Genomic DNA, 22,391 nt, shown 5'->3' with positions numbered 1-22,391 from the left:
TCTCACTCCTTTCACTTAACACTTTAGTTTTCATGTCCGGCTCCTTTTGGTGCGAAAGCTTTCTTCAATGCTTCACCAATTACGTTAAAACTAAGTACCGTTAAAAGGATAAGGAATCCTGGGAAGAGTGTTAAATACCAAGCTTCACCAATATATCCTTGCGCATTGTTTAGCATGCTGCCCCAAGAAGAATCTGGTTCTCTAATACCTAATCCTAAGAAACTAAGTGATGATTCCATTAAAATCGATGTCGCAATTGTTAATGTCGCAGCGATAATAATGGTTGATAAAATGTTAGGAATGATATGTCTTACAATAATCATAAGTGATTTTTGTCCTGATACTTTTGCGTATAAAACGTACTCACGCTCTTTTACAGATAACGTTTCTGCCCTTACAATACGGGCGGTGTCCATCCATGTTAGTAATCCGATAATAAGAACTAACGTCGTAATTCCTGGTTTTAAATACGCATTTAATAGTAGCATTAAAAAGAATGATGGAATTGACATAAGCACTTCAACAACTCTCATTAAAAAGTTGTCTAACTTTCCGCCAAAATACCCGCTAATTGTTCCAACTGCAGTACCGATTGTAATAGAAACAACCATCGCAAGGAAACCGACCGCAAGCGAAACTCGTCCGCCATATAACGCTCTCGTTAAGTAATCCCTTCCGTAATCATCCGTTCCGAAAGGATGACTCATACTCGGTTCTTGTAAGCGATCTGGAATCGACATTTTGCTAGGATCGTACGGCGATACGAATGCGAAAATTGATGCGACCGTTAAAATCGCAAGTATTATAACTCCCATTAGTACAAACTTATTTTTCGTAAAACTACTTTTTATCGTTTGAAATCTCCTATTATTCATTCCAAATCACCCCCTCATTCGAATGCGCGGATCTACTACGCCATATAAAATATCAGCAATTAAGTTACCGAGAATTAACATGAATGATGATAGTAATGTAATTGCCATGATAATCGGATAATCAAATCTAAAAATAGCATTTACCCCAAGTGAACCAAGACCCGGCCATGAAAATACTGTTTCCGTAATAAATGCTCCGCCTACTAAACTTGGAATCGATAATCCGAAAATTGTAATGATCGGTATTAATACATTTCGAAGTACGTGATTAAATAACACCGTTTTCTTTGAAGCGCCGTACGCATATTGAATTTGTACATATTCTTCTTCTAATTGCTGAATCGTACTTGAACGAATATATCTCATATAAACAGATACGTTTTGGAACGCTAGCACCATGCAAGGTAAAATGCCGTGTTGCACAATATCCCAAACAGAATCTTTACCTACGGTGCGCATACCCATACTCGGAAGTAGGTCCAATTTTAAAGAGAATAAGTAGACTAATAGTAGTGCAAACCAGAAAACCGGCATAGAAATACCAACGTATGAAATAAAGTTTACAATGCGGTCAAAGAATGAATTCTTTTTCACACCTGTAAATAGTCCAAGTGGGATTGCGATTACAAATGAGACGAGTAAAGACGATCCCATTAAGCCGATTGTCGCAGGTAACCTTTCTACAATAAGATCTAGAACAGGACGATGGTTTTGAAGTGAATAACCAAAGTTCCCTGTTAAAATATTTTTTAACCATAAAATATACTGCATATAAATTGGTTGATCTAGCCCTAAACTTGTGCGAATACGCTCAACATCAATTGGACTCATATTCGGCGTGACAAAGTTTCGAACCGGATCGCCCGGTGCTAGTTTTATTAATAGAAAAGAAATAATAGAAATAACAAATAAAAGCGGAATTGCATTTAAAAGCCTCTTCCCAATTACTTTATACACAAACTTCCCCCCTCAAGGTAAAGTGAAACTTTCATTAGCCTACATCAATTAGGCTTTAACTTGATAAAGAAGCTGATTTCCACCAGCTTCTTTACAGTTTCTTATTTCACTTCATAAATCTTAGATAGATCTTCAAACATTGTGACAGGAATTGCTTTTGCTTCTTTTAATCCATCAAACTTTTTATCTACTGCAATAACTGCTTTCGGATATGCGATTGGTAGATAAGGTACGTCTTCTCTAGCTGTTTCTTGAATTTTATGGTATAGCTCTGCACGTTTTGTTTTATCTGTTTCAACTGCAGCTTCTTCCCATAACTTATCGAAATCAGCGTTTTTATAACGTGCATAGTTGTATTCAGCATTGCTTAAGAATAAGCTCTTATATGAATCTGGCTCAGGTCCCATTATGTAACCACCAAATGTAATGTCATATTCTTTATTCTCTTTATCTAAGCCTTTTTCACTTGCCGCACTAGCATCTAATGCATTTAGTTCAACTTCTAAGCCAACTTCTTTTAATTTTTGTTGTGTATAAAGCGCTAAGCTTTCCATGATTTTATTATTCGTTACATACATCACACGTACTTTTTCTTTATCTTTCACGCCAGCTTTTGCTAATAAATCTTTCGCTTCTTTTTTATCATACTTATAGTCTTTAATATCTTTCGCATAATACATAGCGTCTGGCGTTAAGATTGAATTTGCTGGTTCTGCAAATTCACCCGAAACGAATGCTGAGTTAATCATTTCTTTTTTATCTAACGCATGCGCAATTGCTTGGCGCACTTCTTTTTTCTTCATCAAATCTGTATTCATGTTATAAGATAAGTAGAATAATCTACCTTCAGGGAATGTCACCATTGAGAAGTTCCCAGTACTATCTAGTTTTTTAAAGTCTTGCGGCTCAATCATTTTCATGTTGATTTGACCATTTTGCAGTGAAACATTTGCTGTATTACGGTCTTTTACAACGCGATATACGATAGAGTCTAATTTAGCTTTTCCACCTACATAATCATCGAATCGATCTAATGCAACGTACTCATCTGATTTATATTCTTTAAACTTAAACGGACCTGACCCTACAGGTTGTAAGTTTTTCTTACTCTTCGCTAAATCTGCTTCCCCTTCAAATACATGTTTCGGAATTGGGAAGAAATCATTCATCACACCTTCGAAAGATGCGCTTACTTGTGGTAAAACGAATTGAGTTGTTAACTCATCTACCTTTTTCACCTCAAGCGGCTTTCCTTTAAAAATAAAGTTTTCACGACTTGAGCTATTTTGCTTCTCATCCAAAATAGATTGGAATGTAAATGCTATATCGTCTGATGTAATTTTCTTACCATCATGCCATTTCAAATTATCTTTTAATTTCAATGTCCACGTTAATTGATCTTCTGAAGGCGTAAAGCTCTCAGCAAGAACAAACTTTTTCTTACCGTCTTCCATATGATACAGCGGCGCATATAAAGCTTGCTGCACAGTTAATGACACACGATCATTCGCATAAAGCGGATTCATCGTATCTGGATTATCGCTAACACCAATCGTTAACGTTCCTCCATCTTTCGGAGTCCCTGATTTACTAGTGCCCGCTTGCTTCGAAGAATCTTTTTCCCCAGAACAAGCCGCTAATGCAATAAGTAGTATTAGAACAAATGGTAATGCAAATAATTTCCGTTTCATCTTTTGGCCCCCTCAAACTAGTTATACCCATAAGAAAACTCGGAATTAATCCCGAGTTTTCTTATAAGTTTTAAATTACCACTACCTGTATGTAAAGTCAAACTTTTTTGTAAATGTGGAAAGTTTGAAATCTACTAATACATTCTTGCCATAAAATATATTTATAAGGAGGATTAAAAAAGAAGACCACGAATAAGTTACCTCGTAAAATGAGTTAAAAAACTAGTAGCCTACAAAAAAACTCTAAAATGATTGTTATATATGACCGAAAATGTAGAATGGGATTAAAGACAAAAAACACATTTAGGAGGTTATCATGACATTTGATGAATTGAAAAAAAACAAACCAACAACCCAATGGATTGAGAATGATGAAGATGGAGAGTTTTTCACTGAAGAAAATATAAGTGCAACAAATAAAATTCTTGATACTTACATAAATAATTTAGAGCAATTGGGAAAAAATCCAACTGAAATTGAAATAATGCATGTTGTTAAAGAGGTTGTTCTTAACATAAATGAATTAAATGACGAACATGACTATTTTATTGAAACAATGGAAAGAGAAGATCTCTATGAATTTATCGATACAGCAGCACGAATAGCTGGCTTAGAATCCGAGGAAGATATAACAGAAGAATGGCGAGAATGGTAAAAATTTGCCCCTCTAATAATTAGAGGGGCAAATTTTTTCATATACCAATTGAATGAATGATTTGATGTCCGCACAGAATTCATACATTGCAACATAATATTAAAAGGATTCAATTATAAATACTAGCACACCCACATCAACAAAAAAGACCACCAAAAGGCAGTCTCAAAACTCAATCTTATTCCCTACTCCTTGCTCCACCGCTTTCTCATACAAATACTTCGCAACGATAATATCCACTACCGCCAAACCAACTGATTTGAAAATAGTAATCTCTTCATTATTTTCGCGTCCAGCTTTTTCTTTGCTTATAATTTGACCAAGTTCAGCGTGAATGGCGTTTGCTTTGAATAGACCTTCTTTTATCGGAACTTGAAGGTCTCCTGTTTCGTCTAGTGCTGCTTCTTTTGATTCAACTACTACTTTGTTTGCTCCCGCGATGGCATGTGAGGGTAGTTCTTGCATGCTCGGTCTGAATGAGCCGACGGCGTTTACGTGGACGCCTTTTTGTAGTGTTTCTGAGAAGACTGGTGTGGATGCATTCGTAGTTGTGACGATGATGTCTGCTTCGCTTATTGCTTCATTCGCATTTGTGTGAACATATGCAGGTTTGTTGAATCTCTCTTGTATATATTCCGCAAATGCATACGCCTTTTCTTCTGTGCGATTGTATAAGATGACTTTTTCGATATCCCTAACCGCAAATATTGCTTCAGCAATTCCTTTCGCTTGTTCACCCGTGCCGATAATGCATAAAGTTTTTGCGTTATGACGAGCTAAATATTTTGTCGCTACTCCTGATAAGGCGCCTGTTCGAATCATCGTTAAGTACGATCCTTCTAAAAGTGCGAGCGGTTCTCCCGTTTGAAAGTCTGATAGCATCACAATCCCGTTGATCGTTTTCTTTCCTATCTGTTTATTTTGCGGGACTACCGTTACTACTTTTAAGCCAAGTGCCTCAAGCCCTTCCGCTACTGAAGGCATAATTAATGCCGTATTTCGCTCGTTCGCAAATGGTAATGAGCCCCTTATTGGTGTAATCGTTCTTTCTGCGGAAAATTCTTTTAAAGCAAGCGCCGCGTATTCAATAACTTCATTCATATTTACTAAGTTTCTTTGTTCGTTCGCGCTTATGACTAGCATATCTTTCCACCCCCTCCTTCTATCCTAACAAAAATCCACGGTTCAAATCATCTCTCGGGTCTACAACGAACTGATGAAATCCTGTAATAAAGGCATGCCCCGTTACTTTTGGAACGACAGCTTCATATGTATCTACTGCGGTTACCGACAATACTTCCCCCTCGAATTTCCCGTCAGTAATGCATTCATGGACGAAAATTTCTCCCTTTTGTAAAGCATCTTTTCCAAAAAGAGTTGCGATTCTTGCGGAAGTTCCTGTACCGCAAGGAGAACGATCTACTTGCCCATCAGCAAAGATTGTTACATTTCGTAAAGTTGCGTCTTCTCCTTTCGGTTCATCTGAGAAAATAACGCCGTATATCCCTTTTAATCCTTCTTCAAGTGGATGCTTCACTTCCATTTTGCTCTCGATGTAGTGCTTAATTTTACCGCCCCACGCTTGAATAGCAGATAAATCCTTGAAATCAACTTTCAAACCAAATTCTTTACAGTCTACTACCGCATAAAAAGCTCCGCCAAACGCGATATCTACTTGAAATTCATAGTCATCTATTTTAATAGGAACGTCTTTTTTGTATACAAATGAAGGAACATTTTCAAATGATACAGATTCTACTTCACTCCCGTTATATGTTGCATACGCAATGACTTCCCCAGCTGGGCTATCAATAATGAACTTTTGTTTTTCCCCCTTTACTTCAAACATGCCTGTTTCAATTCCGACTGTAATAACAGCAATAATGCCATGACCACACATCGTACTCCATCCTTCGTTGTGCATAAATAATACGCCAAAATCAGCGTGAGCACTCGCAGGCGGAGTAATGATACAACCGTACATGCCGTGATGTCCTCTCGGTTCATACATAAGAACTTCGCGAAGATGATCCAAATGTTCCATGCAGTACGCGCGTCTTTCCAGCTGCGTGTCTCCTTTTATTTCCGGCACGCCGCCTGTAATAATTCGAAGCGGTTCCCCAGCTACGTGAGCATCAATTGTTGTGTACACTTTACTAACCTTCATTTCTATCTCTCCCCTATATGTTGATACTCTTTTTATTGCAAATATCATGCCAACGCATAGGATATAAATTTGTATACATTGTTTAAAAAAGCATACATTACTGTCTATTTTTTTATACACTGTCCAGAGGCTATGTTATGGAGTCCCTTGATACAACCAGTCTTATTATTTTCACTGGAAAGTTACTCCCACCCCCAACATATACTGTTCAAAAGCAAAAAGGAAGTGATCCAATGTATTACGGAACAAAGGGCTGGTACGTAGCTGAACTAAAAAAATTAGGCGTACGCTATCATGAAGGACGAAAACTAGAAAGTTACCGCGGACACATATTACGCAATTTATTAATCGCACAACAAGAGAAATTAAAGGAACAGTAATATTCTAATGTAACGATATCGGCGATTCTCGGAATATATCAGCGATTCAACACAATATATCGGCGATTCGACATGCAATATCGACTTACCGACAAATTTCGCTAATTCATCTACCTAAACCACCAACCAATTACACATCAATACAAACAAAAAAGGTCACCCAAACGGGTGACCTTTCTTTCTTATTCACAAACAAGAATCTGTCTAGTAAATGATCCTTTTCTTGTAATACAGCGATCTGTAATTTCGAATCCTGCTTCATGGATCATGTCGTCCATTGTTTCCATCGTGACAACGACTACTTTTTTCGCGATGCGGCGTGCACTTGAGAGAATTGATAGTTGATCTTCTGGTGTGGCATGCGTAAATAAGTCGTACGGCATATCGATAATGGCAACGTCGTAGTTCTCAGTAATTTCCTCGATCGGCCCTTTTGTTACTGTTCCTTCAAATCCGAAATGTGCGATGTTTTTTCTCGTTCCAAGAACTACAAGTGGATTTATATCTCTACCAACGATGTTAATCCCCATAGAAAGTGCTTCTACTACTACTGTTCCAATACCGCAGCACGGGTCAATTGCTCGTACTCCCTCTGGATTTGGTACAGCGATATTTGCAACTGATCTCGCAACACGTGTGCTAAGAGATGTCGAATAACTATGCGGTTTTTTTATGTGATGATACCAAACTGGTTCGCTTTCTACATAGTGCCCGAAGTACCAGCGTCCTCCAAGAGGAACAATCCCGAATACACGCTCTGGATTACGAACATCCGCTTCTCCTTCAATATGCATGCCGAGGTCTCTTTCAATAAGACGTCTTTCTCCATATTCAATTTTATTCTCTCCAACAAGGTCATTAATTTTAACGAAGATGACTTTGAACGTCGCTCCCGCCAAATCAATTTGTTCCACTTGTTTTAAAATGCTTTCTAAGTCGTCCCCTTCATACATAACTTCAATTCGCTCTTTAATAAACGCACTTCTACTCGGGTCAATTTTGACATCACTTTTTAAAATATTAACGTGGGACTCCATTCCAAAGAACGAGCGCATTTCCAAGTAACATAAAGCACGCTCCTCCTCACGAAATGCATACGTATATATACAGGCAGGTGTTTTACTATGATTATTCAATCTATTATCATCCTCTATCGTTTAAAATTGTTATGATTACAATTACTCAAATACTTTTCTTTTGTATATAAAATTAAATGATATCATATGCCGGAAATAAAGAGAAACGTTAATAAATAAAAGAGACTGCCAATGGCAATCTCTTATTATTTATTAACGGAAAGAAGACACGTTGTTACCCATTTCTTCATAGTAATCTAAAATACCTTGATAAATAGCTTCCGCTGCACTTTGTCTCTGCGCTGGTGTAGCTATTTTATCTGCATCACTTTTATTATCTACAAATGCTAATTCTGCTAATACAGCTGGCATTGTATTTTCTCTAATTACGTATAAATCGCCTTTTTTCACACCACGATCTTTTGTTCCCAGTGCATCTACAAGACGCTCTTGAATTTTTTCTGCTAGTAAACGACTTTCTGATACGTTAGGATTTGTTCCTCTTGCTGTCGCTGATTCATAGTAGAACGTTTCTGTACCTTGTCCATTTTTCTCTTCCGTGCCATTACCATGAATACTTACAAAAATATCCCCATTATTTTTTTGTGCAAATTCTACACGTTTCTTTAAAGAATCAGAAGCACTTGTTCCTGGACGTGTATCATCTGTACGAGTGAATAACACAGTAAATGGTGTCTTTTTCTCAAATATTTTCTGTAATCGTAGTGATACATCTAATACAGTTTCACTTTCTTTCTCATAATAACCTGGATTACCTGAATCCGCTCCACCATGACCTGGATCAATGATAATCGCTTTTCCTTCTAAGAAGTTACCTTGCTTCACTGGATTTAATTGATTTTTATTAACCCATTGGAAACCAGCGCCCATGCGGATACGAATCCAGCTGCCGTTCTCTTCAATAACAGTTACTTGTTGTGCGTTATGTGTTCCCATTACTTTTGAAGAAGAAGAAGCTTCTGCATAAGTAGTGAATCCTTCATTAATAACTTCTGTTTTCTCTACTAAAGGTGTCCATTTATCACCTTTACTTGTTGCAATTTTGATCCATCCATCTCGTTCTTCTTTAATTTCAACCATTTGTGGATTATGCTGATTTGCACTAATCCCAGAACTTAATGATGGTGCGTGATATGTAATGAATTTTCTATCTATGTACATTTTCTTTGTTTCTACTGGACGATCACTATTCTTGCTAAATTTATCTGTTTGCGCAGTAAGTTGAGCTGCTTGTTCACGCGTAATAGAATCATTCGGTTTCCAGCCATCCTCTGTACCTAATGAAAGTTTTAATTCTACTAAAATATTAACTTCTTCTTTACCCCAATGATTCTCTAAATCAGCAAATTTTGTAGGAACTGGTCCTGTTACTTTGCTTTTCAGATTATATGCTCTTACAAGCATAGCTGCCATTTCAGCACGAGTTACTTTTCCTTCAGGATCAAATACTCCTGGTTCTCGCCCTTTAATAATATTCTCTTTTTCCATGGCTGCAATAAATGAAGCTGCCCAACTATTTTTTGCATCATTATAAGACGGCTTTGCATTTGGATCTATTTTAGCACCAATTGCTGTTGCGATAATCTTTGCTGCCTGAGCACGTGTTAAATTTCCGTATGGCATAAAGTTACCATCTGGCATACCGTTAATTACATTTCTCTCTACTAAATAATAAATTGCGTCTTTTGACCACGCACTATCTGAAACATCAGGAAATTTCTTCGTTTCTGCTAAACTACTAATTGGATGTGCTAGTAAATTTGCTGCTAATAAACCTGCGGCTATTGCTTTGTACTTCATGAAAAATAAATCTCCTCTCAAAACTTCATATTCATACAATTTTTTTAATCAAGCTAACTAAAAAATATTAACTATTAATTAATCCCTTTCATAGTGTATAACATTATATATCTATAGTAAATACGTTTCCGGCCGTATAACAAAAATCGCATATATATAACTTATAATGAATGTATATAAAAACTTTAATCAGCCCTCACCAATCGGGCTTTTACAGGCAGCCCGCCCCCATCTAACTTTTTTGCTTTCGCTGAATTTTGAGGTAGGAGTCTTACTGCCCGGCAAATAGCGGGATAAAAAAGCGATTAGGACATGTCTCCTAATCGCTTTGCCAAATAAAAAGCTGATTAAAAATAATATCTTTAATCAGCTCTCTATTATCTATGAAATTATTCTTCAATTAAATTAGACATTACATATGCATACACTAATGCTTCTGTATGCGCAATAGAACTTTCATGTGTACGTTCAAATGCGTGAGAAGAATCAATACCCGCTCCAATTAACGCATGTTTCACATCAAATCCCGCGCGAATCGCAGCTGATGCATCAGATGCGTAGTACGGATAAATATCTACTTTATATTCAATATGATTCGTTTTCGCAAGCTCTACTAAATGTTTGCGCAGTGCATAATGATACGGGCCGCTAGAGTCTTTTGCACAAATAGATACTGTATATTCATCAGATGCTTGTCCATCACCTAACGCTCCCATATCAACTGCTAAGTATTCAACAGTTTCTTCTGGAATGTTAGAGTTACCACCGTATCCAATCTCTTCATTATTAGAAATTAAGAAATGCGTCGTATATGGTAATGTTATGTTTTCATCTTGTAATCTTTTAATTAATTTTAATAAAATTGCAACACTTACTTTGTCATCTAAATGACGTGATTTTATGTATCCACTCTCTGTAATTTGAACGCGCGGATCAAATGAAACGAAGTCTCCTACTTCAATTCCTAATTCGCGTACTTCATCAGCTGAAAATACGCGCTCATCAATACGAACTTCAATATTTTTCTCATCGCGTTTTGCTTCACCTGCATCTTTATATACATGTACAGATGTTTGATGCATTAAAATTGTTCCTGTATACGTCTTGCCACTTGATGTTTCAATTTCGCAATATTCCCCTTCTACGGAGTTCCAGCGAAATCCACCAATCATAGAAAGACTCAGGCGACCGTCAGGCTTAATTTCTTTTACCATCGCACCTAACGTATCAACGTGTGCCGTTAATAAGCGGTGCTGTGCATCATTTTTCCCTTTTACCGTTAAAATAAGAGCTCCCTTATTATTACGTTTCGTTTCTACGTTCCACTCACTGACATAGTTTTCAATGAAATTAATAATTTTTGCTGTATTTCCAGATGGACTTGGAATAGAGACAAGCTCCTTAATCAGTTCCATCGTTTCTTTCGCATGATGTGCCATTGTCGTTTCCTCCTCTTTTTCTCTACTATTCAGTATACAAAATTCACCAGAAAACCTCTACTTATATAGCTTAATTTTCTAAATTGTAGTAAAATTCTTTTTAGTATATAAAAGGAGTTATAAAATATGAATATATCAAAAAAATATATACACATTGCACTCATTTGGTTTTTAGCATCATTATTTTGTTTACAAATCTCTTATGCCATTCATACAACTACTTCTATTACAATCGGCTGGATATTAACAGCTATCTTCTTCATTATTAGCTTCATTGCAACAAGAAAGCATAGCGTTACTCAGTAACGCTATGCTTTTCCTATAAAACTATTCTTCTGAAACGTCTAATAAATAAATACCTCTTTCAAATCCACCGCGCTCTATCTCTTTTTGCTTACGAAGGCGTTCTACATCTTCAATCGATGCACCTTCTGCACGTGCTAATGAAATGATAACTTCTAGCGCATCCGCAAGAGAATCTAGCGCATGTTCGCGTTCTTTCATAGAAGCAAATTCACGAATTTCTTCCGTTCCAATTTTCGCTAAAGCCTGTATGTATGCTTGCCCTGTTAATTTTTGTGCTGTATACGTTTTTCCAGACATTAAAATCTTCTCTGGAACACGATCTCTTACTAACTTGTTATATGCTGACATCATTCATTCTCCTATATTTAATAACATCCGAGCTCTGCTTTATAGAAAAACCATTTTTTCTTCACGCACGCACTTAACATATCAATTCCTGATCCATGTGCTCTTACATGTGGAAAGAAATAGTGCCCTAAGTCTTCGTCCTTACCATATAGAGTTTGATACTCATCTGGAATCGCTTCTTTTTTCACATCTTTTTCTTTCGTCACCCCGTCAGAAAATGCAACACTTGGATGTCCCTCAAAAAACAACGCAGTCCGAACTGCCAAAGATGGTGTACTATGCAAAGCAGAATATGTAAGCAAAATAATAGTAATAACACCGATCATTTTCTTCATGTATTACTCCTTAAAAAAAGTGCTAACACAATTATACTAAAATGTGTTAGCACTTTCTCCCCTTTATCCCGAATTAACGAGCTAATAATCAGTGAGGAATGGACAAACTTTATTCCCCTTTAAATGCTGGTAAACGTTTCTCTAAAAACGCAGCAATTCCTTCTTTATGATCCGCTGTTTGTCTCATTGCATATTGACCACGCTTCTCTAATTGCAATGTTTGCTCTAAATTAGAGCGATTTACTTCACATAAAATTTGCTTCGTTTGAATCATTGCTTTAATCGGTTTTTGTGACCATTCATTAATTTTTTGTTTCACAGCCGTTTGGAAATCTTCGCCGATTACTTCATCAATTAAGCCGATATCAAGCGCTTCTGTCGCTGATAACTTCTTACCTTCCCAAATAATTTGCTTCGTCATATTTTCACCGACACGCTTTTGAAGGAAGAAATGACCGCCTCCATCTGGAATTAAAGCGATTCCAATAAAGTTCATTGCAATAACAGATGATATATCCGCCATTACATAATCAGCTGTTAACGCAATACTTAACCCAAGACCTGCAGTCGGTCCATGAATTGCACTAATAACAAGCTTTGGCATCGTATATAATGTCACGACAACTTCAGAAATGGTATTCATAATGCCATCAAACTTACTTTCATCATTACTTGAAAGCATCGATTTAATATCCCCACCCGCAGAAAAACCACGGCCGTTCCCGCATAACACAACGATATGCGCAGAACTTTCCGCTACTTCTTTCAACTTTTGTAATAACTCTTTTAATGTCGGCTCATCTAACGCATTTAACACCTCTGGGCGATTGACCATAACCGTTGCAACGTTACCTTCATATTTCACAATAACAGATTCTGTTTTACTCGTTACTTCCATTACATACCCCTCTTTTCTCCATAAAGATTATACTTATATAATTATAGAAAACCACTGAAAAATCCTTCTTTTTTCTCAATTTTCTGTCTAATAATCTCGCAATTTGTACATTTACCGTATAAAACATACAATTCCGTTGAAAAATATAGAAATTAAAGTCGGTTTATCCATGCTTTTCATCTATTTACCATTACAATGAAATGGTGTATTCTTAAGTTTGATAAAAAAACAAATATTGAAATTCATTCGCCTTACTATGTAAAAAAGGCTTTATACCCATCTTTTGGGTGTTGTAATAAAGGAATGAAGAACTGGAGGAACATATGGTTAATAAGTTGAAACAAACGGATAACTACTTCCCACATTTCCTATTGCTATTCATTGTGTTTCAACCAATTTTAGATTTATTAACATCTTTTTCAATCTATATACTACACATGAGCGCAACAGTTGGAGTTGTAGTCCGTTTCGCCTTTATGCTTCTTGCATTAGGGTACCTACTTCTTCATCACAAACAACAAGATGCGAAAAAGTACATCCTCTATTTATGCTTACTCGGAATCGCACTCGCAATCGGTCTTGTAAATAATATGATGGTTAAATCTCCAGTTTCATTTGGAGAAGAAGTTAAATTCATCTTAAAGAGCGTATATCCAATTGTGCTACTCTTTGGATATATTATCGCCTTTAAAGAGCTAAAAAATAAAGAGTATGTATTCCATAAAATCATTACATATTTCTTATATGCAACTTTAATTTTAAGCATTACAATGATTGTCGCAATGCAAACTGGAACGGATTTCCCAAGCTATCCTCACTCAAAAATCGGTTCAAGAGGTTGGTTCTTCGCTGGAAATGATTTAAGTTCTCTTTTCGCCATTATGTTCCCAATCATTGTCTTATATTCGATTCATAAAACAACTTCTTTCTCGAAAATATATTACTGGATTCCAACAATACTTGCGATGTATGCAAGTATTATGGTCGGAACGAAAGTCGGATATGGCGCAATTGTTATTACATTAGGCGTAGCACTTTTCTTCTCATTCATTGAATATATGATAAATCGTAAAAAAGAAGGAAAAGGATTCACACATATTGTAAATACCGTTGTTGTCGCAGTTATACTAGGAGGTTTAATTGCTCTTACACCGCATACTCCTATCGCAAAAAATATGGGCATTCACATGCAAATATACGAATACAAAAAATCAGTACAAGAAGAGAAAGATCGAAAAGAAGGAAAAGTAATTAAAGCAGATCCAGAAGATGCAAAAAAACATGCAAAAGGTGAACTTACAGATTCTGAAGTAAAAAGTTTAATTTACAGTGATCGCGACAAATTCTTAAAAACATACAAACAATACTATAAAGACGCACCGCTTTCACAAAAACTATTCGGAATGGGTTACGCTGGTAACTACACAGATAAAATTAAATTAATTGAAATGGACTTCCATGACCTATTTTTCGCCTTTGGAATTGTCGGTTTCCTTATTTACTTAATACCTCTTCTATACTTTGGTATTAAATTATTTATCCGCATGATCACAAACTTTAAGAAAATCATGAAAGTAAAGTATATGCTATTAGCGAGCACACTCGTTCTATCACTTGGCATTGGCTTTATGTCTGGCCACGTATTAACAGCACCAGCCGTTAGTATTTTCTTCGTTGTTATACTCGCTTATATCATTGTTGATTTTGAAATTGAATAAAAAGAAGGTGCTACGAAATATTAGTAGCACCTTCTTTTTTATTTAATTAATGTTTTACGTATTCTAAACTTTCTTTTGCAATATACGCTTCTGTTACAGTAGGATTATCTGAAATAACTTTAACCCACGCTTTTCCATTTATTATCTCTTCACCAGTAACTGTGACAACTACATTTGTATTTAAACGATACAGTCGCTCATTTGATATACTAGGATTCTTTTTCACTTCCACGTTATTCATCACACGTGCAAGTTTGTACTTGTTGTATTCTTTTTTACCTAAATAAGAATCAAAACGGTTCATATGCCCCGCTACTTTTTTACCCCAGTTCGCATCAGATGCATATTTCGCATTTAAACCAGCAGCTTTATCACCTGTATATGTTGCTGTATAACGCCAATGTCCTGGATTTAAATATCCTTCATTCATGTATAATTTTGCTGCATGTTCAATACAATCTTCTTTTGAATTGAATGCTTCTCCGTTACCATACGGACTATCGTCTGTTGCTTTTAAACCAAATAAATTATTTTTGTCTTTTGCAAGAGCGCTTGTTCCATAATAACTTTCATGAATTGCTAATGAATATAAGAATAATGCATTTACATTATACTTGCTTTCTACTTCTTTAAATTTCTTTCCTAAACCAATTAATGGAGAGTCTGGCTTAATCGATTTCACATAACTATCTAGTTGTTCAGCTGTATAATCTGTTTTCGAACGTAATGATAAATAATTGAAATATTGATAGAAAGTTTCGTCTCCAAATGTCTTTCCATCTACACTATACATTTGCTGTCCTTGCTTCATGAAAGAAGGTGCCACACCATATCTAAATTCTGTATATCCAGGTGAACTTGTATTATATGTATAATATTTATGGTATAAATATCCATCTGATTTCACATAATAAGACGACTGTTTCATTTCATTTGTAGGAATTAAAGTGATTTCATTCTTCTTCACATAACCTGTCAAACCAGAAAGTTGAACTTTCACACGATCTTCGCCAACTTCTAACACTTTCAATTCTGTTCCATACTGAATATACGTATATACTGTTGACAAATTCTCATCATAAATATTAATGATGTTTTGCCCAGTTATTCTTTTCGCACTTGCAAAACCATCTTTAATCCATAAAAATTCGTTCTCGTATTTTACCGCATTCATACCTTTATTTTGAGCAGCCGTAACCGCTTCTTTATACGTATTATAGCGCTCTACTTCTTGCTCTGTTCCGTTTTCTCTTACATTTGTCACAACATATTTCTTAGTTTCTACAGGATTGCTATTTCCGTTTTTTTCAATCGTCTGAAGCATGCGATCCAACATAGCTGAAGCCATCCCTCTTGTAGCTGATAAATGTGGTCTAAATGTATTATCTTCTGGATACCCTTTAATAATTTGAGTAGCCACCATAACTTGCACATGCTCTTTATAGTTAATACTATCTTTATCAGTAAAGGTAAGCGGACTTACAGCTACTTTAATATTTTTATAGTCTAACGCTCGCTTTACCATTATCGACATTTCTTCACGTGTAATTACATCATTTGGTGAGAATGTCTCGTTCGTACGACCATTAATAATTTTCGCTCCATATGCTCTACTTACACCATCATATAAACCGTAAGTCTTCGGCACATCCTCGAAATTCGAATCAGCTTTCGGTAAATTTAAAGCCCTTGCTATGAATGTAGCAAACTCTGCTCTTGTTACTAATTTATCAGGCGCATATACATTGTCTCCATACCCCATTAAAACTCCTTTAGTAATAAGTGAGCGCATATTCGTCTCAAACATATGTCCTGTAATATCATCATTTGCCGCATAACTTGAAATAGGAGTTAAAAGTAATGATCCCGTTAATGCCACTGCTGTTATACCTTTTGAAAAAGTCTTCAAGTTTACCCTCCTCGTAATCTACGAATTTATTATCACAAATTTGATTATATAATAATCGCAATCATTTTAGCATAATAAATAGGAATTAAAATAAAACGTTTTTGTAATTAGAATTTTCGTTAAATTCAAAACAAAATAAAAGACACTTTACTTTTTTAATAAAGTGCCTTTTTCCATATGATCAATGAGTTTCTTTGTTGCCTGTTTGCCTTGCAACCGAAGCTCATCTATTGTCAATTGTAACTCTTGCTGCACAGTTCCTTGTTGCATTAATTGCTTTTTCGCAATTTCATATAAATACTCAGCACTCCATTCGCCATCCACACTTCCTATAACTGGCTGATTCACTTGACTTAAAAACGAATCAATTTTCGGATCGTATGAAATCCCGACCATTGGAGTTTTGGCTACAGCAGAAAAAACTAGTGCATGAAGACGCATACCAATTAGTAATGAACATTGTGATAAAATGAATATTTTCTCGTCGATATCCATTTTATATGGAAGCATATACGTCTCTTCTCCCATTAAGTCTACTACTTCACGCGAAGCTTTTTGATCAAATGGCTCATGCATTGGAACAAATAGAATTTGGTATCCTTCTTGCTTTAATTTTTTTAATGCCGCAGCTAATTTTTTTATATAATCTTCTTTTGCATTCCAATAACGCACACTAACCGCAATTACTTTTCCATGTATCGAATGCTTTTGCAACCAATCCGATTGTTTTGTCCGTTTCCATGTTAAAACAGGGTCTGGAACAATTTCAATATCGTTTTTTATGCCAAGTTCTTTTAAATATAAAAACGAATCCTCATCTCGAACTGATACATAGGAAGCTTTTGACAAGTTCCATTTTACTAATAAACGATTATATCCTTTTGTAATTGGACCTATTCCTTGTGAATAAATGTAATACGGCTTTTTTAATAATCGAGCGAGTCCCATAATACCCGTATAATATAGAATACTCTTCGTACTTGTCTGATCTTGAAGAAGGCTCCCGCCACCACTAATAACTCCATCACTGTTTTTTATCGCATGATAAACAGCTTTTATATCCCAGCGATCTACCGATTCTACACCATACATTTCCTTTGTATATTTAGAATCATTTGATAGTACTACTAGTTCTATATCCGGGTTCTCTTTACTTAACGATTCAATAATTGATTGTAGAATCGCCTCGTCTCCAACATTATAAAAACCATAATATCCTGATAAGACTAAACGCACCCTAAATCTCCTCCAAAACTAGGTAACCGTTTATTTCATCTAACATAAACTGGTACCCATTCCTTACCTAAACACTTGATACCCTACATAGTTTCCTCTTTATCAGCTCATATGAATTATAATAAAAAATTAAATTTCTATATTTATCTTTTCAAAAATGGCATTTTGTTTATTGATATCCATTTTAATTTCAAAGCACATACACCATACAAAATGGTTGTAATACTTAATGCTATACCACTGAATAATAACGTCATAATTCTTGAAGATGTAACATCTATCACATTACATAATTCATACAATCCTAGTCCCAAAATACATGCTATTGCTAGCACACCGAAAAAGCTTTTTAAATGAATAGAATAGGCAATATAGCTTCGAATATACAAATGATTTACAATACAAATCAATACGTAAGTAATTAATGTACTATACGCCGCTCCATCTATGCCAAACTTCTGCACGAACATCATGTTTAGCATGACTTTCACACAACTCGCACCAATAACAATCCATGCAGCTTGTGCAGAACGGTTAATGCCCTGTAAAACACCTATTGATAATACCATAACCGCAGTAAAATACGAACTGCCAATCATAACTGTTAACATACTACTGCCTTTTACGTCTGTGAACAATCCGACATTTAACGGTACGGTTAATGCCATCAACCATATTGTTAACGGTGCTGTCAAAACATGCGCTAGTCGATTTGTATTTTGAATTGTTATTTTCGCCAAATTTATATCTCTTTTGGCCAATGCGGAAGTTAAGAGTGGTATTAACGGAAATACAATTGCACTTGCAAAAATAACAATTATTTGTGTGAATGCAAAACCGCGACTGTATATTCCAAATTGTTCTTGAATTTCTGTTGATGATCCTTGTAATACATGCGGTATTGTAAGCGAGTCTACTAAATTTAAAAGTGGCATTGATAAAGCTCCGATAGCGATTGGGATCGATACCCGCAATATCTTTTTGCCGTTTTCTCTTAAATCTCGGAGCGAATAGGAATTGCTTTTATTGTAGTATGGACTTCTATTATATTTTATACGCAAATATATAAGCGAACTAATGACTCCAAGAAAAGAGCCAACCATCGCCCCACTAGTAATAACAGTATTACTCTTATCCCATGATACTAGTATGTAAGCAATTATTAACATAAAAAACACACGTACAAATTGCTCAATGACCTGTGATACCCCTGTTGGTTTCATATCACCGAAACCTTGAAAATACCCTCTATACACCGCCATGTATGGCGCAATGAGTAATGCTAATGAAGTAATAAGCAACGGCATTCTAGTTTCTTGTCCACCGAGCATATTCGCAATTTCAATAGAAAATAATACAATGACTAAACAGCCGAAAACGCCAAATGCTATCCCAATAATTGACGCTGATTTAAATAATTTCGCAATTTCCTTTTGCTTATTTTTTTCGTTCAACTCTGCAATTAGTTTCGAAATTGCAAGTGGAACTCCGGCTACCGATAATGTAAGAGCAATCATATATACAGGAAAAACAAGGCGAAAAATACCGAGCACTTCATCTCCTGCAATATTTTGTAATGGAATTTGAAAAAAACTACCAAGCAATTTTGACAAAAAAGTTGTAATGGTTAAAATTGCTGCTCCTTTTACAAATGTTTTATTCATATTTTTTCTCTTTTCTTTTATACATATACTCTCAAACATATTGTTTTAAGCGATAGGGATTCATTTTATCCCATTGGTTATCATAACAAATTTATTATAGGTTGAATACTTGGTTTTTTTTTCAAAATAGAAAAGCGAACCCATTTAAGCCTGTCTCTTCACAATATTTTTCTAATTCCTTCCATTATATATGTACACACTATAAGCGTTTCTGTTACGCCAAAAGAGCCCTTCCTCTCTGTCACTGCGATACATATTACTAAAAACATTATAAAAACATCCCACAACTCTACATTATAATTTATGTAAAATTGTGAGATATTCTAATTACTATCTAAACACTTAAAATTTTCAATTGCTCTTTCTGTTCATCGCTTGCCATTACTGCGATTGTTTTTTCAATACTCGGATGTACTTGCTCAAGCTTTACACTTGCTCCTACTTTATTTGATTGCTCAACAAAATTTAATAATGCCATAGCTCCTGATACATCCATATAACGCACATCTTTCATACGTAAAACAACCGGTGACTTCACATCTTGTAAAGTAGAGAAAATACGATCTACTGATAGGAAAGAGAGCGGCCCTTGAATTGTGTACGTTTCTTCTTTTTCTTTTACGATAGAAGTTTTACGTTCTTTACATTTCACCATATATATGATGAACGAAAGAATAATACCGAAGGCAACAGCAATCATTAAATCGAACTTCACCGTTACAATCATCGTTACGAGCATAACAACGACATCACCTTTAGGAGCGACATGCATCTTTTTCATGCTTCCCCAATCGAACATTCCAATACCAGTTAAAATTAAAATACCTGATAATACAGCAAGTGGAATATATTGTACGACCGAACCAAGACCCATAATAAAAATAAATAAGATAACACTATGCATACATGCCGAAAGTGCCGTTTTACCGCCACTTCTTATATTCACGATAGACCTTACAGTCGCACCTGCACCTGCTAATCCGCCAAACAATCCGCTCATCATATTACCGATACCTTGTCCAACGAGCTCTTTATTACTTTTATGACGTGTACCTGTCACATTATCCATTACGACCGATGTTAACAACGAGTCAATCGATCCTAATAAAGCAATACTAAGCGCTGGTAAAATAAGTGCTGCTATTCCTGTTCCACTTAAAGATGGAATATGAAGCGTAGGTATCGCTTCTGGAATGGTTCCAATCTTTTCAATTACTTTATTTAGTGAAAGATTTCCGATAATCGGTAACTTTACTGTAAGTCCTTCGAGTAGAGAAGAAAATAAAGGAAGCAAAGCTGTCACACCGACTAGTGCTACTAAACTAGACGGAATCGCCTTAATCCATTTGCCAGAAACAATCATTACAATAATCGTTAACACAACAAGTAAAAAACTATTTTGTACGTGCTTTATTTCGCCTAAAATAATGATTAATGCAATACCATTCATAAATCCTGAAACGACAGGATACGGAATATATCGAACGTAAGAACCGAGCTTACATACACCGAATAAAATTTGAAATAACCCTGCCATCATAAAGGCAATAAAACTTGCCTCTAACCCGTGCGTCGCAATAACTCCTGTTGCAATAACGGTAATTGGTCCAGTTGGCCCTGTTACTTGCCCAGGTGTCCCGCCAAATAACGCTGCGAATAAACCTGCAAAAATCGCACCATACAATCCAACAAGCGCTCCCTCAGACGTTCCTGTCGCGGCAATACCAAATGCAATCGCAAGTGGTAACGCAACAATCGCAACAGTAAATCCTGCTAAACATTCCTTTGCTATTTTTTGAAACATAAAAAAACCACCTTTGTATAAAGTCCATGTTCCATTGTACACCTAAAAAGATACATTCGTTAGCTCACTTTTTACATTCTCGTGACGTAAACGTATTCAACGAAAAGTTTTCCCCTTATCTTTGGAAACAATTGCAACTATGCTATAATGAACAAATTAAATCTTTTACTATATACTTGGAGGCACTATGCTAACTTTTGAAGAAAAATTATCGATTATTGAATCTTTCCCAGAACTAGAAAGAAAGAACGTATCATTAAAACGTGTAAACTTCCACTTTGAAGAAAGTCGTTTAGATAAAAAGAACGTTGTATTTCATTTACACCCAAATGGAAATGGATTTGTATATGCAAGCGGTATTAAAGGTTATAAAACAGATGATAAAGGCATGGTTAACATCCGTGAGTTTTCAGCAGAGGAGTTACGTTCAGTAATTGAGAAATCAATTGACCTTCTATCACAAGAAGAAGTAGTAGCACCTGTAGAACCTGCGAAAGAAGAAGAATGGCAGAACGAAGATGGTCATATTCTTACTCTTATTTCAGAGGATGACATGTGGAACGTGTACGCTGGTGTAAACTTAGACGGTACATTCAACTCTTATCCAGAAGCTGCGGAATACCTTGATGAAGAAGGCTTTTCACGCAAATAAAAATAGAAACCTATTTCATTCAACGACTTTTATAGTAATCAAAGAAGACACTTAAGGTGTCTTTTTTTGTTATATAAACTCCTTTCTCACACTATCTCTACTAATTTTCATAAAATGATTCAGAGGAGGTTTATATGAATACAACTGCTAAATTAATAAATTGGAAAGAACATGGCGATATGATTATTCTAGAATGTGAATTAAATGGAAAACGCTTCGAGATATCAACATATAAACAAAGAATATATAATGCACACCTTTTATCAGCTGACGTTTATATTCGTTTAGACTCATCTGATAATATAATTGGAATAAATATTTATAAAAAGTAAGAAAAGCCCCCTATTCCTGAAGTGCACCCCAATTGTTAGACACAGTCTAACAATTGGAGGTGCATTTTTTATGGCTAAATTTTCTTCAAAAGAAAAAATCCAAGCGGTGAAACGATATTTAGATGGTA

Annotated in this window: 21 protein-coding genes; 6 read left to right on the top strand and 15 right to left on the bottom strand. The window is 35.7% G+C overall.

Annotated features, from left to right (window positions below; all coding sequences use genetic code 11):
- Nucleotides 1-23: 23 nt before the first annotated feature.
- The 3 genes from ACS2CR_RS26810 to ACS2CR_RS26800 form a co-directional block, all read right to left on the bottom strand.
- Nucleotides 24-875 (bottom strand): ABC transporter permease, encoded by an 852-nt coding sequence (locus tag ACS2CR_RS26810; protein WP_001065302.1) that lies wholly within the window; start codon nucleotides 873-875, stop codon nucleotides 24-26.
- Nucleotides 876-881: 6 nt separating this feature from the next.
- Complete coding sequence (locus ACS2CR_RS26805) at nucleotides 882-1,832, bottom strand: ABC transporter permease (RefSeq protein WP_053512534.1); 951 nt, start codon at nucleotides 1,830-1,832, stop codon at nucleotides 882-884.
- Nucleotides 1,833-1,933: 101 nt separating this feature from the next.
- The gene (locus tag ACS2CR_RS26800) at nucleotides 1,934-3,523 is read right to left on the bottom strand and encodes an ABC transporter substrate-binding protein (RefSeq protein ID WP_000823579.1); all 1,590 of its coding nucleotides are present in this window, start codon (nucleotides 3,521-3,523) and stop codon (nucleotides 1,934-1,936) included.
- Between the two features lie 316 nt (nucleotides 3,524-3,839).
- Between ACS2CR_RS26800 and ACS2CR_RS26795 the strand changes: the two genes are divergently transcribed.
- Complete coding sequence (locus tag ACS2CR_RS26795; protein ID WP_053512535.1) at nucleotides 3,840-4,178, top strand: hypothetical protein; 339 nt, start codon at nucleotides 3,840-3,842, stop codon at nucleotides 4,176-4,178.
- 165 nt (nucleotides 4,179-4,343) lie between these two features.
- Here the strand turns inward: ACS2CR_RS26795 and ACS2CR_RS26790 are convergent, their stop codons facing one another.
- Together ACS2CR_RS26790 and ACS2CR_RS26785 are read right to left on the bottom strand one after the other, a co-directional pair.
- Nucleotides 4,344-5,321 (bottom strand): ornithine cyclodeaminase family protein, encoded by a 978-nt coding sequence (locus tag ACS2CR_RS26790; protein WP_053512536.1) that lies wholly within the window; start codon nucleotides 5,319-5,321, stop codon nucleotides 4,344-4,346.
- Between the two features lie 19 nt (nucleotides 5,322-5,340).
- The gene (locus tag ACS2CR_RS26785; protein WP_118414119.1) at nucleotides 5,341-6,345 is read right to left on the bottom strand and encodes a proline racemase family protein; all 1,005 of its coding nucleotides are present in this window, start codon (nucleotides 6,343-6,345) and stop codon (nucleotides 5,341-5,343) included.
- A 137-nt stretch (nucleotides 6,346-6,482) separates the two neighbouring features.
- Here ACS2CR_RS26785 and ACS2CR_RS26780 point away from each other — a divergent pair, with 137 nt between their 5' ends.
- Nucleotides 6,483-6,725, top strand: coding sequence for a YflJ family protein (locus ACS2CR_RS26780; protein ID WP_098877754.1), 243 nt, complete (start codon nucleotides 6,483-6,485; stop codon nucleotides 6,723-6,725).
- A 182-nt stretch (nucleotides 6,726-6,907) separates the two neighbouring features.
- Here ACS2CR_RS26780 and ACS2CR_RS26775 read toward each other — a convergent pair whose 3' ends face one another.
- From ACS2CR_RS26775 to ACS2CR_RS26765, 3 genes are all read right to left on the bottom strand, one after another.
- Nucleotides 6,908-7,861 (bottom strand): TRM11 family SAM-dependent methyltransferase, encoded by a 954-nt coding sequence (locus tag ACS2CR_RS26775; protein ID WP_001059308.1) that lies wholly within the window; start codon nucleotides 7,859-7,861, stop codon nucleotides 6,908-6,910.
- A 153-nt stretch (nucleotides 7,862-8,014) separates the two neighbouring features.
- Nucleotides 8,015-9,622, bottom strand: a complete 1,608-nt coding sequence (locus ACS2CR_RS26770) for an N-acetylmuramoyl-L-alanine amidase (RefSeq protein WP_000875323.1) — start codon at nucleotides 9,620-9,622, stop codon at nucleotides 8,015-8,017.
- A 389-nt stretch (nucleotides 9,623-10,011) separates the two neighbouring features.
- Complete coding sequence (locus tag ACS2CR_RS26765; RefSeq protein WP_000930026.1) at nucleotides 10,012-11,061, bottom strand: M42 family metallopeptidase; 1,050 nt, start codon at nucleotides 11,059-11,061, stop codon at nucleotides 10,012-10,014.
- Between the two features lie 126 nt (nucleotides 11,062-11,187).
- Between ACS2CR_RS26765 and ACS2CR_RS26760 the strand changes: the two genes are divergently transcribed.
- A complete protein-coding gene (locus tag ACS2CR_RS26760; RefSeq protein WP_001027085.1) occupies nucleotides 11,188-11,367 on the top strand; it encodes a hypothetical protein in 180 nt (59 codons plus the stop codon).
- A gap of 21 nt (nucleotides 11,368-11,388) precedes the next feature.
- On the opposite strand, the gene ACS2CR_RS26755 is transcribed toward ACS2CR_RS26760, so the two are convergent.
- The 3 genes from ACS2CR_RS26755 to ACS2CR_RS26745 form a co-directional block, all read right to left on the bottom strand.
- A complete protein-coding gene (locus tag ACS2CR_RS26755) occupies nucleotides 11,389-11,715 on the bottom strand; it encodes a nucleoside triphosphate pyrophosphohydrolase (protein WP_001277350.1) in 327 nt (108 codons plus the stop codon).
- Between the two features lie 17 nt (nucleotides 11,716-11,732).
- Nucleotides 11,733-12,050 carry a hypothetical protein gene (locus tag ACS2CR_RS26750; protein ID WP_016109311.1) on the bottom strand — a complete coding sequence of 106 codons (318 nt, stop codon included), beginning with the start codon at nucleotides 12,048-12,050 and terminating at the stop codon, nucleotides 11,733-11,735.
- 109 nt (nucleotides 12,051-12,159) lie between these two features.
- On the bottom strand, nucleotides 12,160-12,948 hold the full coding sequence (locus ACS2CR_RS26745) for an enoyl-CoA hydratase (protein ID WP_000454179.1): 789 nt from the start codon (nucleotides 12,946-12,948) through the stop codon (nucleotides 12,160-12,162).
- Between the two features lie 323 nt (nucleotides 12,949-13,271).
- On the opposite strand from ACS2CR_RS26745, the gene ACS2CR_RS26740 reads away from it, so the two are divergent.
- Nucleotides 13,272-14,666 (top strand): O-antigen ligase family protein, encoded by a 1,395-nt coding sequence (locus tag ACS2CR_RS26740; RefSeq protein ID WP_000247535.1) that lies wholly within the window; start codon nucleotides 13,272-13,274, stop codon nucleotides 14,664-14,666.
- A 46-nt stretch (nucleotides 14,667-14,712) separates the two neighbouring features.
- Here ACS2CR_RS26740 and ACS2CR_RS26735 read toward each other — a convergent pair whose 3' ends face one another.
- The 4 genes from ACS2CR_RS26735 to ACS2CR_RS26720 form a co-directional block, all read right to left on the bottom strand.
- Entirely contained in the window at nucleotides 14,713-16,575 is a 1,863-nt protein-coding gene (locus ACS2CR_RS26735; RefSeq protein ID WP_000847506.1) for an S-layer homology domain-containing protein, read from the bottom strand.
- Between the two features lie 147 nt (nucleotides 16,576-16,722).
- Nucleotides 16,723-17,811: a polysaccharide pyruvyl transferase CsaB gene (gene csaB / locus ACS2CR_RS26730; protein ID WP_001241591.1), complete on the bottom strand. Its 1,089-nt coding sequence runs from the start codon at nucleotides 17,809-17,811 to the stop codon at nucleotides 16,723-16,725.
- 143 nt (nucleotides 17,812-17,954) lie between these two features.
- Nucleotides 17,955-19,475: a putative polysaccharide biosynthesis protein gene (locus ACS2CR_RS26725; RefSeq protein WP_016109310.1), complete on the bottom strand. Its 1,521-nt coding sequence runs from the start codon at nucleotides 19,473-19,475 to the stop codon at nucleotides 17,955-17,957.
- A gap of 334 nt (nucleotides 19,476-19,809) precedes the next feature.
- Complete coding sequence (locus tag ACS2CR_RS26720; protein ID WP_000486650.1) at nucleotides 19,810-21,279, bottom strand: SulP family inorganic anion transporter; 1,470 nt, start codon at nucleotides 21,277-21,279, stop codon at nucleotides 19,810-19,812.
- A gap of 187 nt (nucleotides 21,280-21,466) precedes the next feature.
- Between ACS2CR_RS26720 and ACS2CR_RS26715 the strand changes: the two genes are divergently transcribed.
- Together ACS2CR_RS26715 and ACS2CR_RS26710 are read left to right on the top strand one after the other, a co-directional pair.
- Complete coding sequence (locus ACS2CR_RS26715) at nucleotides 21,467-21,931, top strand: hypothetical protein (protein ID WP_000954998.1); 465 nt, start codon at nucleotides 21,467-21,469, stop codon at nucleotides 21,929-21,931.
- A gap of 134 nt (nucleotides 21,932-22,065) precedes the next feature.
- A complete protein-coding gene (locus ACS2CR_RS26710) occupies nucleotides 22,066-22,263 on the top strand; it encodes a hypothetical protein (RefSeq protein ID WP_001098258.1) in 198 nt (65 codons plus the stop codon).
- The last annotated feature ends 128 nt before the right edge of the window (nucleotides 22,264-22,391 follow it).

Source organism: Bacillus cereus group sp. BceL291 (assembly GCF_051776705.1).
Classification (GTDB): domain Bacteria; phylum Bacillota; class Bacilli; order Bacillales; family Bacillaceae_G; genus Bacillus_A; species Bacillus_A cereus.
The sequence above is the reverse complement of the archived record's forward strand: the minus strand, read 5'-3'. Positions and strand labels throughout refer to the sequence as shown.

Excerpts from the sequence above, each read along its gene's own strand:
- ACS2CR_RS26810 (WP_001065302.1), bottom strand. The coding sequence starts at position 875 with ATGAATAATAGGAGATTTCAAACGATAAAAAGTAGTTTTACGAAAAAT.
- ACS2CR_RS26800 (WP_000823579.1), bottom strand. The coding sequence starts at position 3,523 with ATGAAACGGAAATTATTTGCATTACCATTTGTTCTAATACTACTTATT.
- ACS2CR_RS26795 (WP_053512535.1), top strand. The coding sequence starts at position 3,840 with ATGACATTTGATGAATTGAAAAAAAACAAACCAACAACCCAATGGATT.
- ACS2CR_RS26790 (WP_053512536.1), bottom strand. The coding sequence starts at position 5,321 with ATGCTAGTCATAAGCGCGAACGAACAAAGAAACTTAGTAAATATGAAT.
- ACS2CR_RS26785 (WP_118414119.1), bottom strand. The coding sequence starts at position 6,345 with ATGAAGGTTAGTAAAGTGTACACAACAATTGATGCTCACGTAGCTGGG.
- ACS2CR_RS26780 (WP_098877754.1), top strand. The coding sequence starts at position 6,483 with ATGGAGTCCCTTGATACAACCAGTCTTATTATTTTCACTGGAAAGTTA.
- ACS2CR_RS26770 (WP_000875323.1), bottom strand. The coding sequence starts at position 9,622 with ATGAAGTACAAAGCAATAGCCGCAGGTTTATTAGCAGCAAATTTACTA.
- ACS2CR_RS26765 (WP_000930026.1), bottom strand. The coding sequence starts at position 11,061 with ATGGCACATCATGCGAAAGAAACGATGGAACTGATTAAGGAGCTTGTC.
- ACS2CR_RS26760 (WP_001027085.1), top strand. The coding sequence starts at position 11,188 with ATGAATATATCAAAAAAATATATACACATTGCACTCATTTGGTTTTTA.
- ACS2CR_RS26755 (WP_001277350.1), bottom strand. The coding sequence starts at position 11,715 with ATGTCAGCATATAACAAGTTAGTAAGAGATCGTGTTCCAGAGAAGATT.
- ACS2CR_RS26750 (WP_016109311.1), bottom strand. The coding sequence starts at position 12,050 with ATGAAGAAAATGATCGGTGTTATTACTATTATTTTGCTTACATATTCT.
- ACS2CR_RS26745 (WP_000454179.1), bottom strand. The coding sequence starts at position 12,948 with ATGGAAGTAACGAGTAAAACAGAATCTGTTATTGTGAAATATGAAGGT.
- ACS2CR_RS26740 (WP_000247535.1), top strand. The coding sequence starts at position 13,272 with ATGGTTAATAAGTTGAAACAAACGGATAACTACTTCCCACATTTCCTA.
- ACS2CR_RS26725 (WP_016109310.1), bottom strand. The coding sequence starts at position 19,475 with ATGAATAAAACATTTGTAAAAGGAGCAGCAATTTTAACCATTACAACT.
- ACS2CR_RS26720 (WP_000486650.1), bottom strand. The coding sequence starts at position 21,279 with ATGTTTCAAAAAATAGCAAAGGAATGTTTAGCAGGATTTACTGTTGCG.
- ACS2CR_RS26715 (WP_000954998.1), top strand. The coding sequence starts at position 21,467 with ATGCTAACTTTTGAAGAAAAATTATCGATTATTGAATCTTTCCCAGAA.
- ACS2CR_RS26710 (WP_001098258.1), top strand. The coding sequence starts at position 22,066 with ATGAATACAACTGCTAAATTAATAAATTGGAAAGAACATGGCGATATG.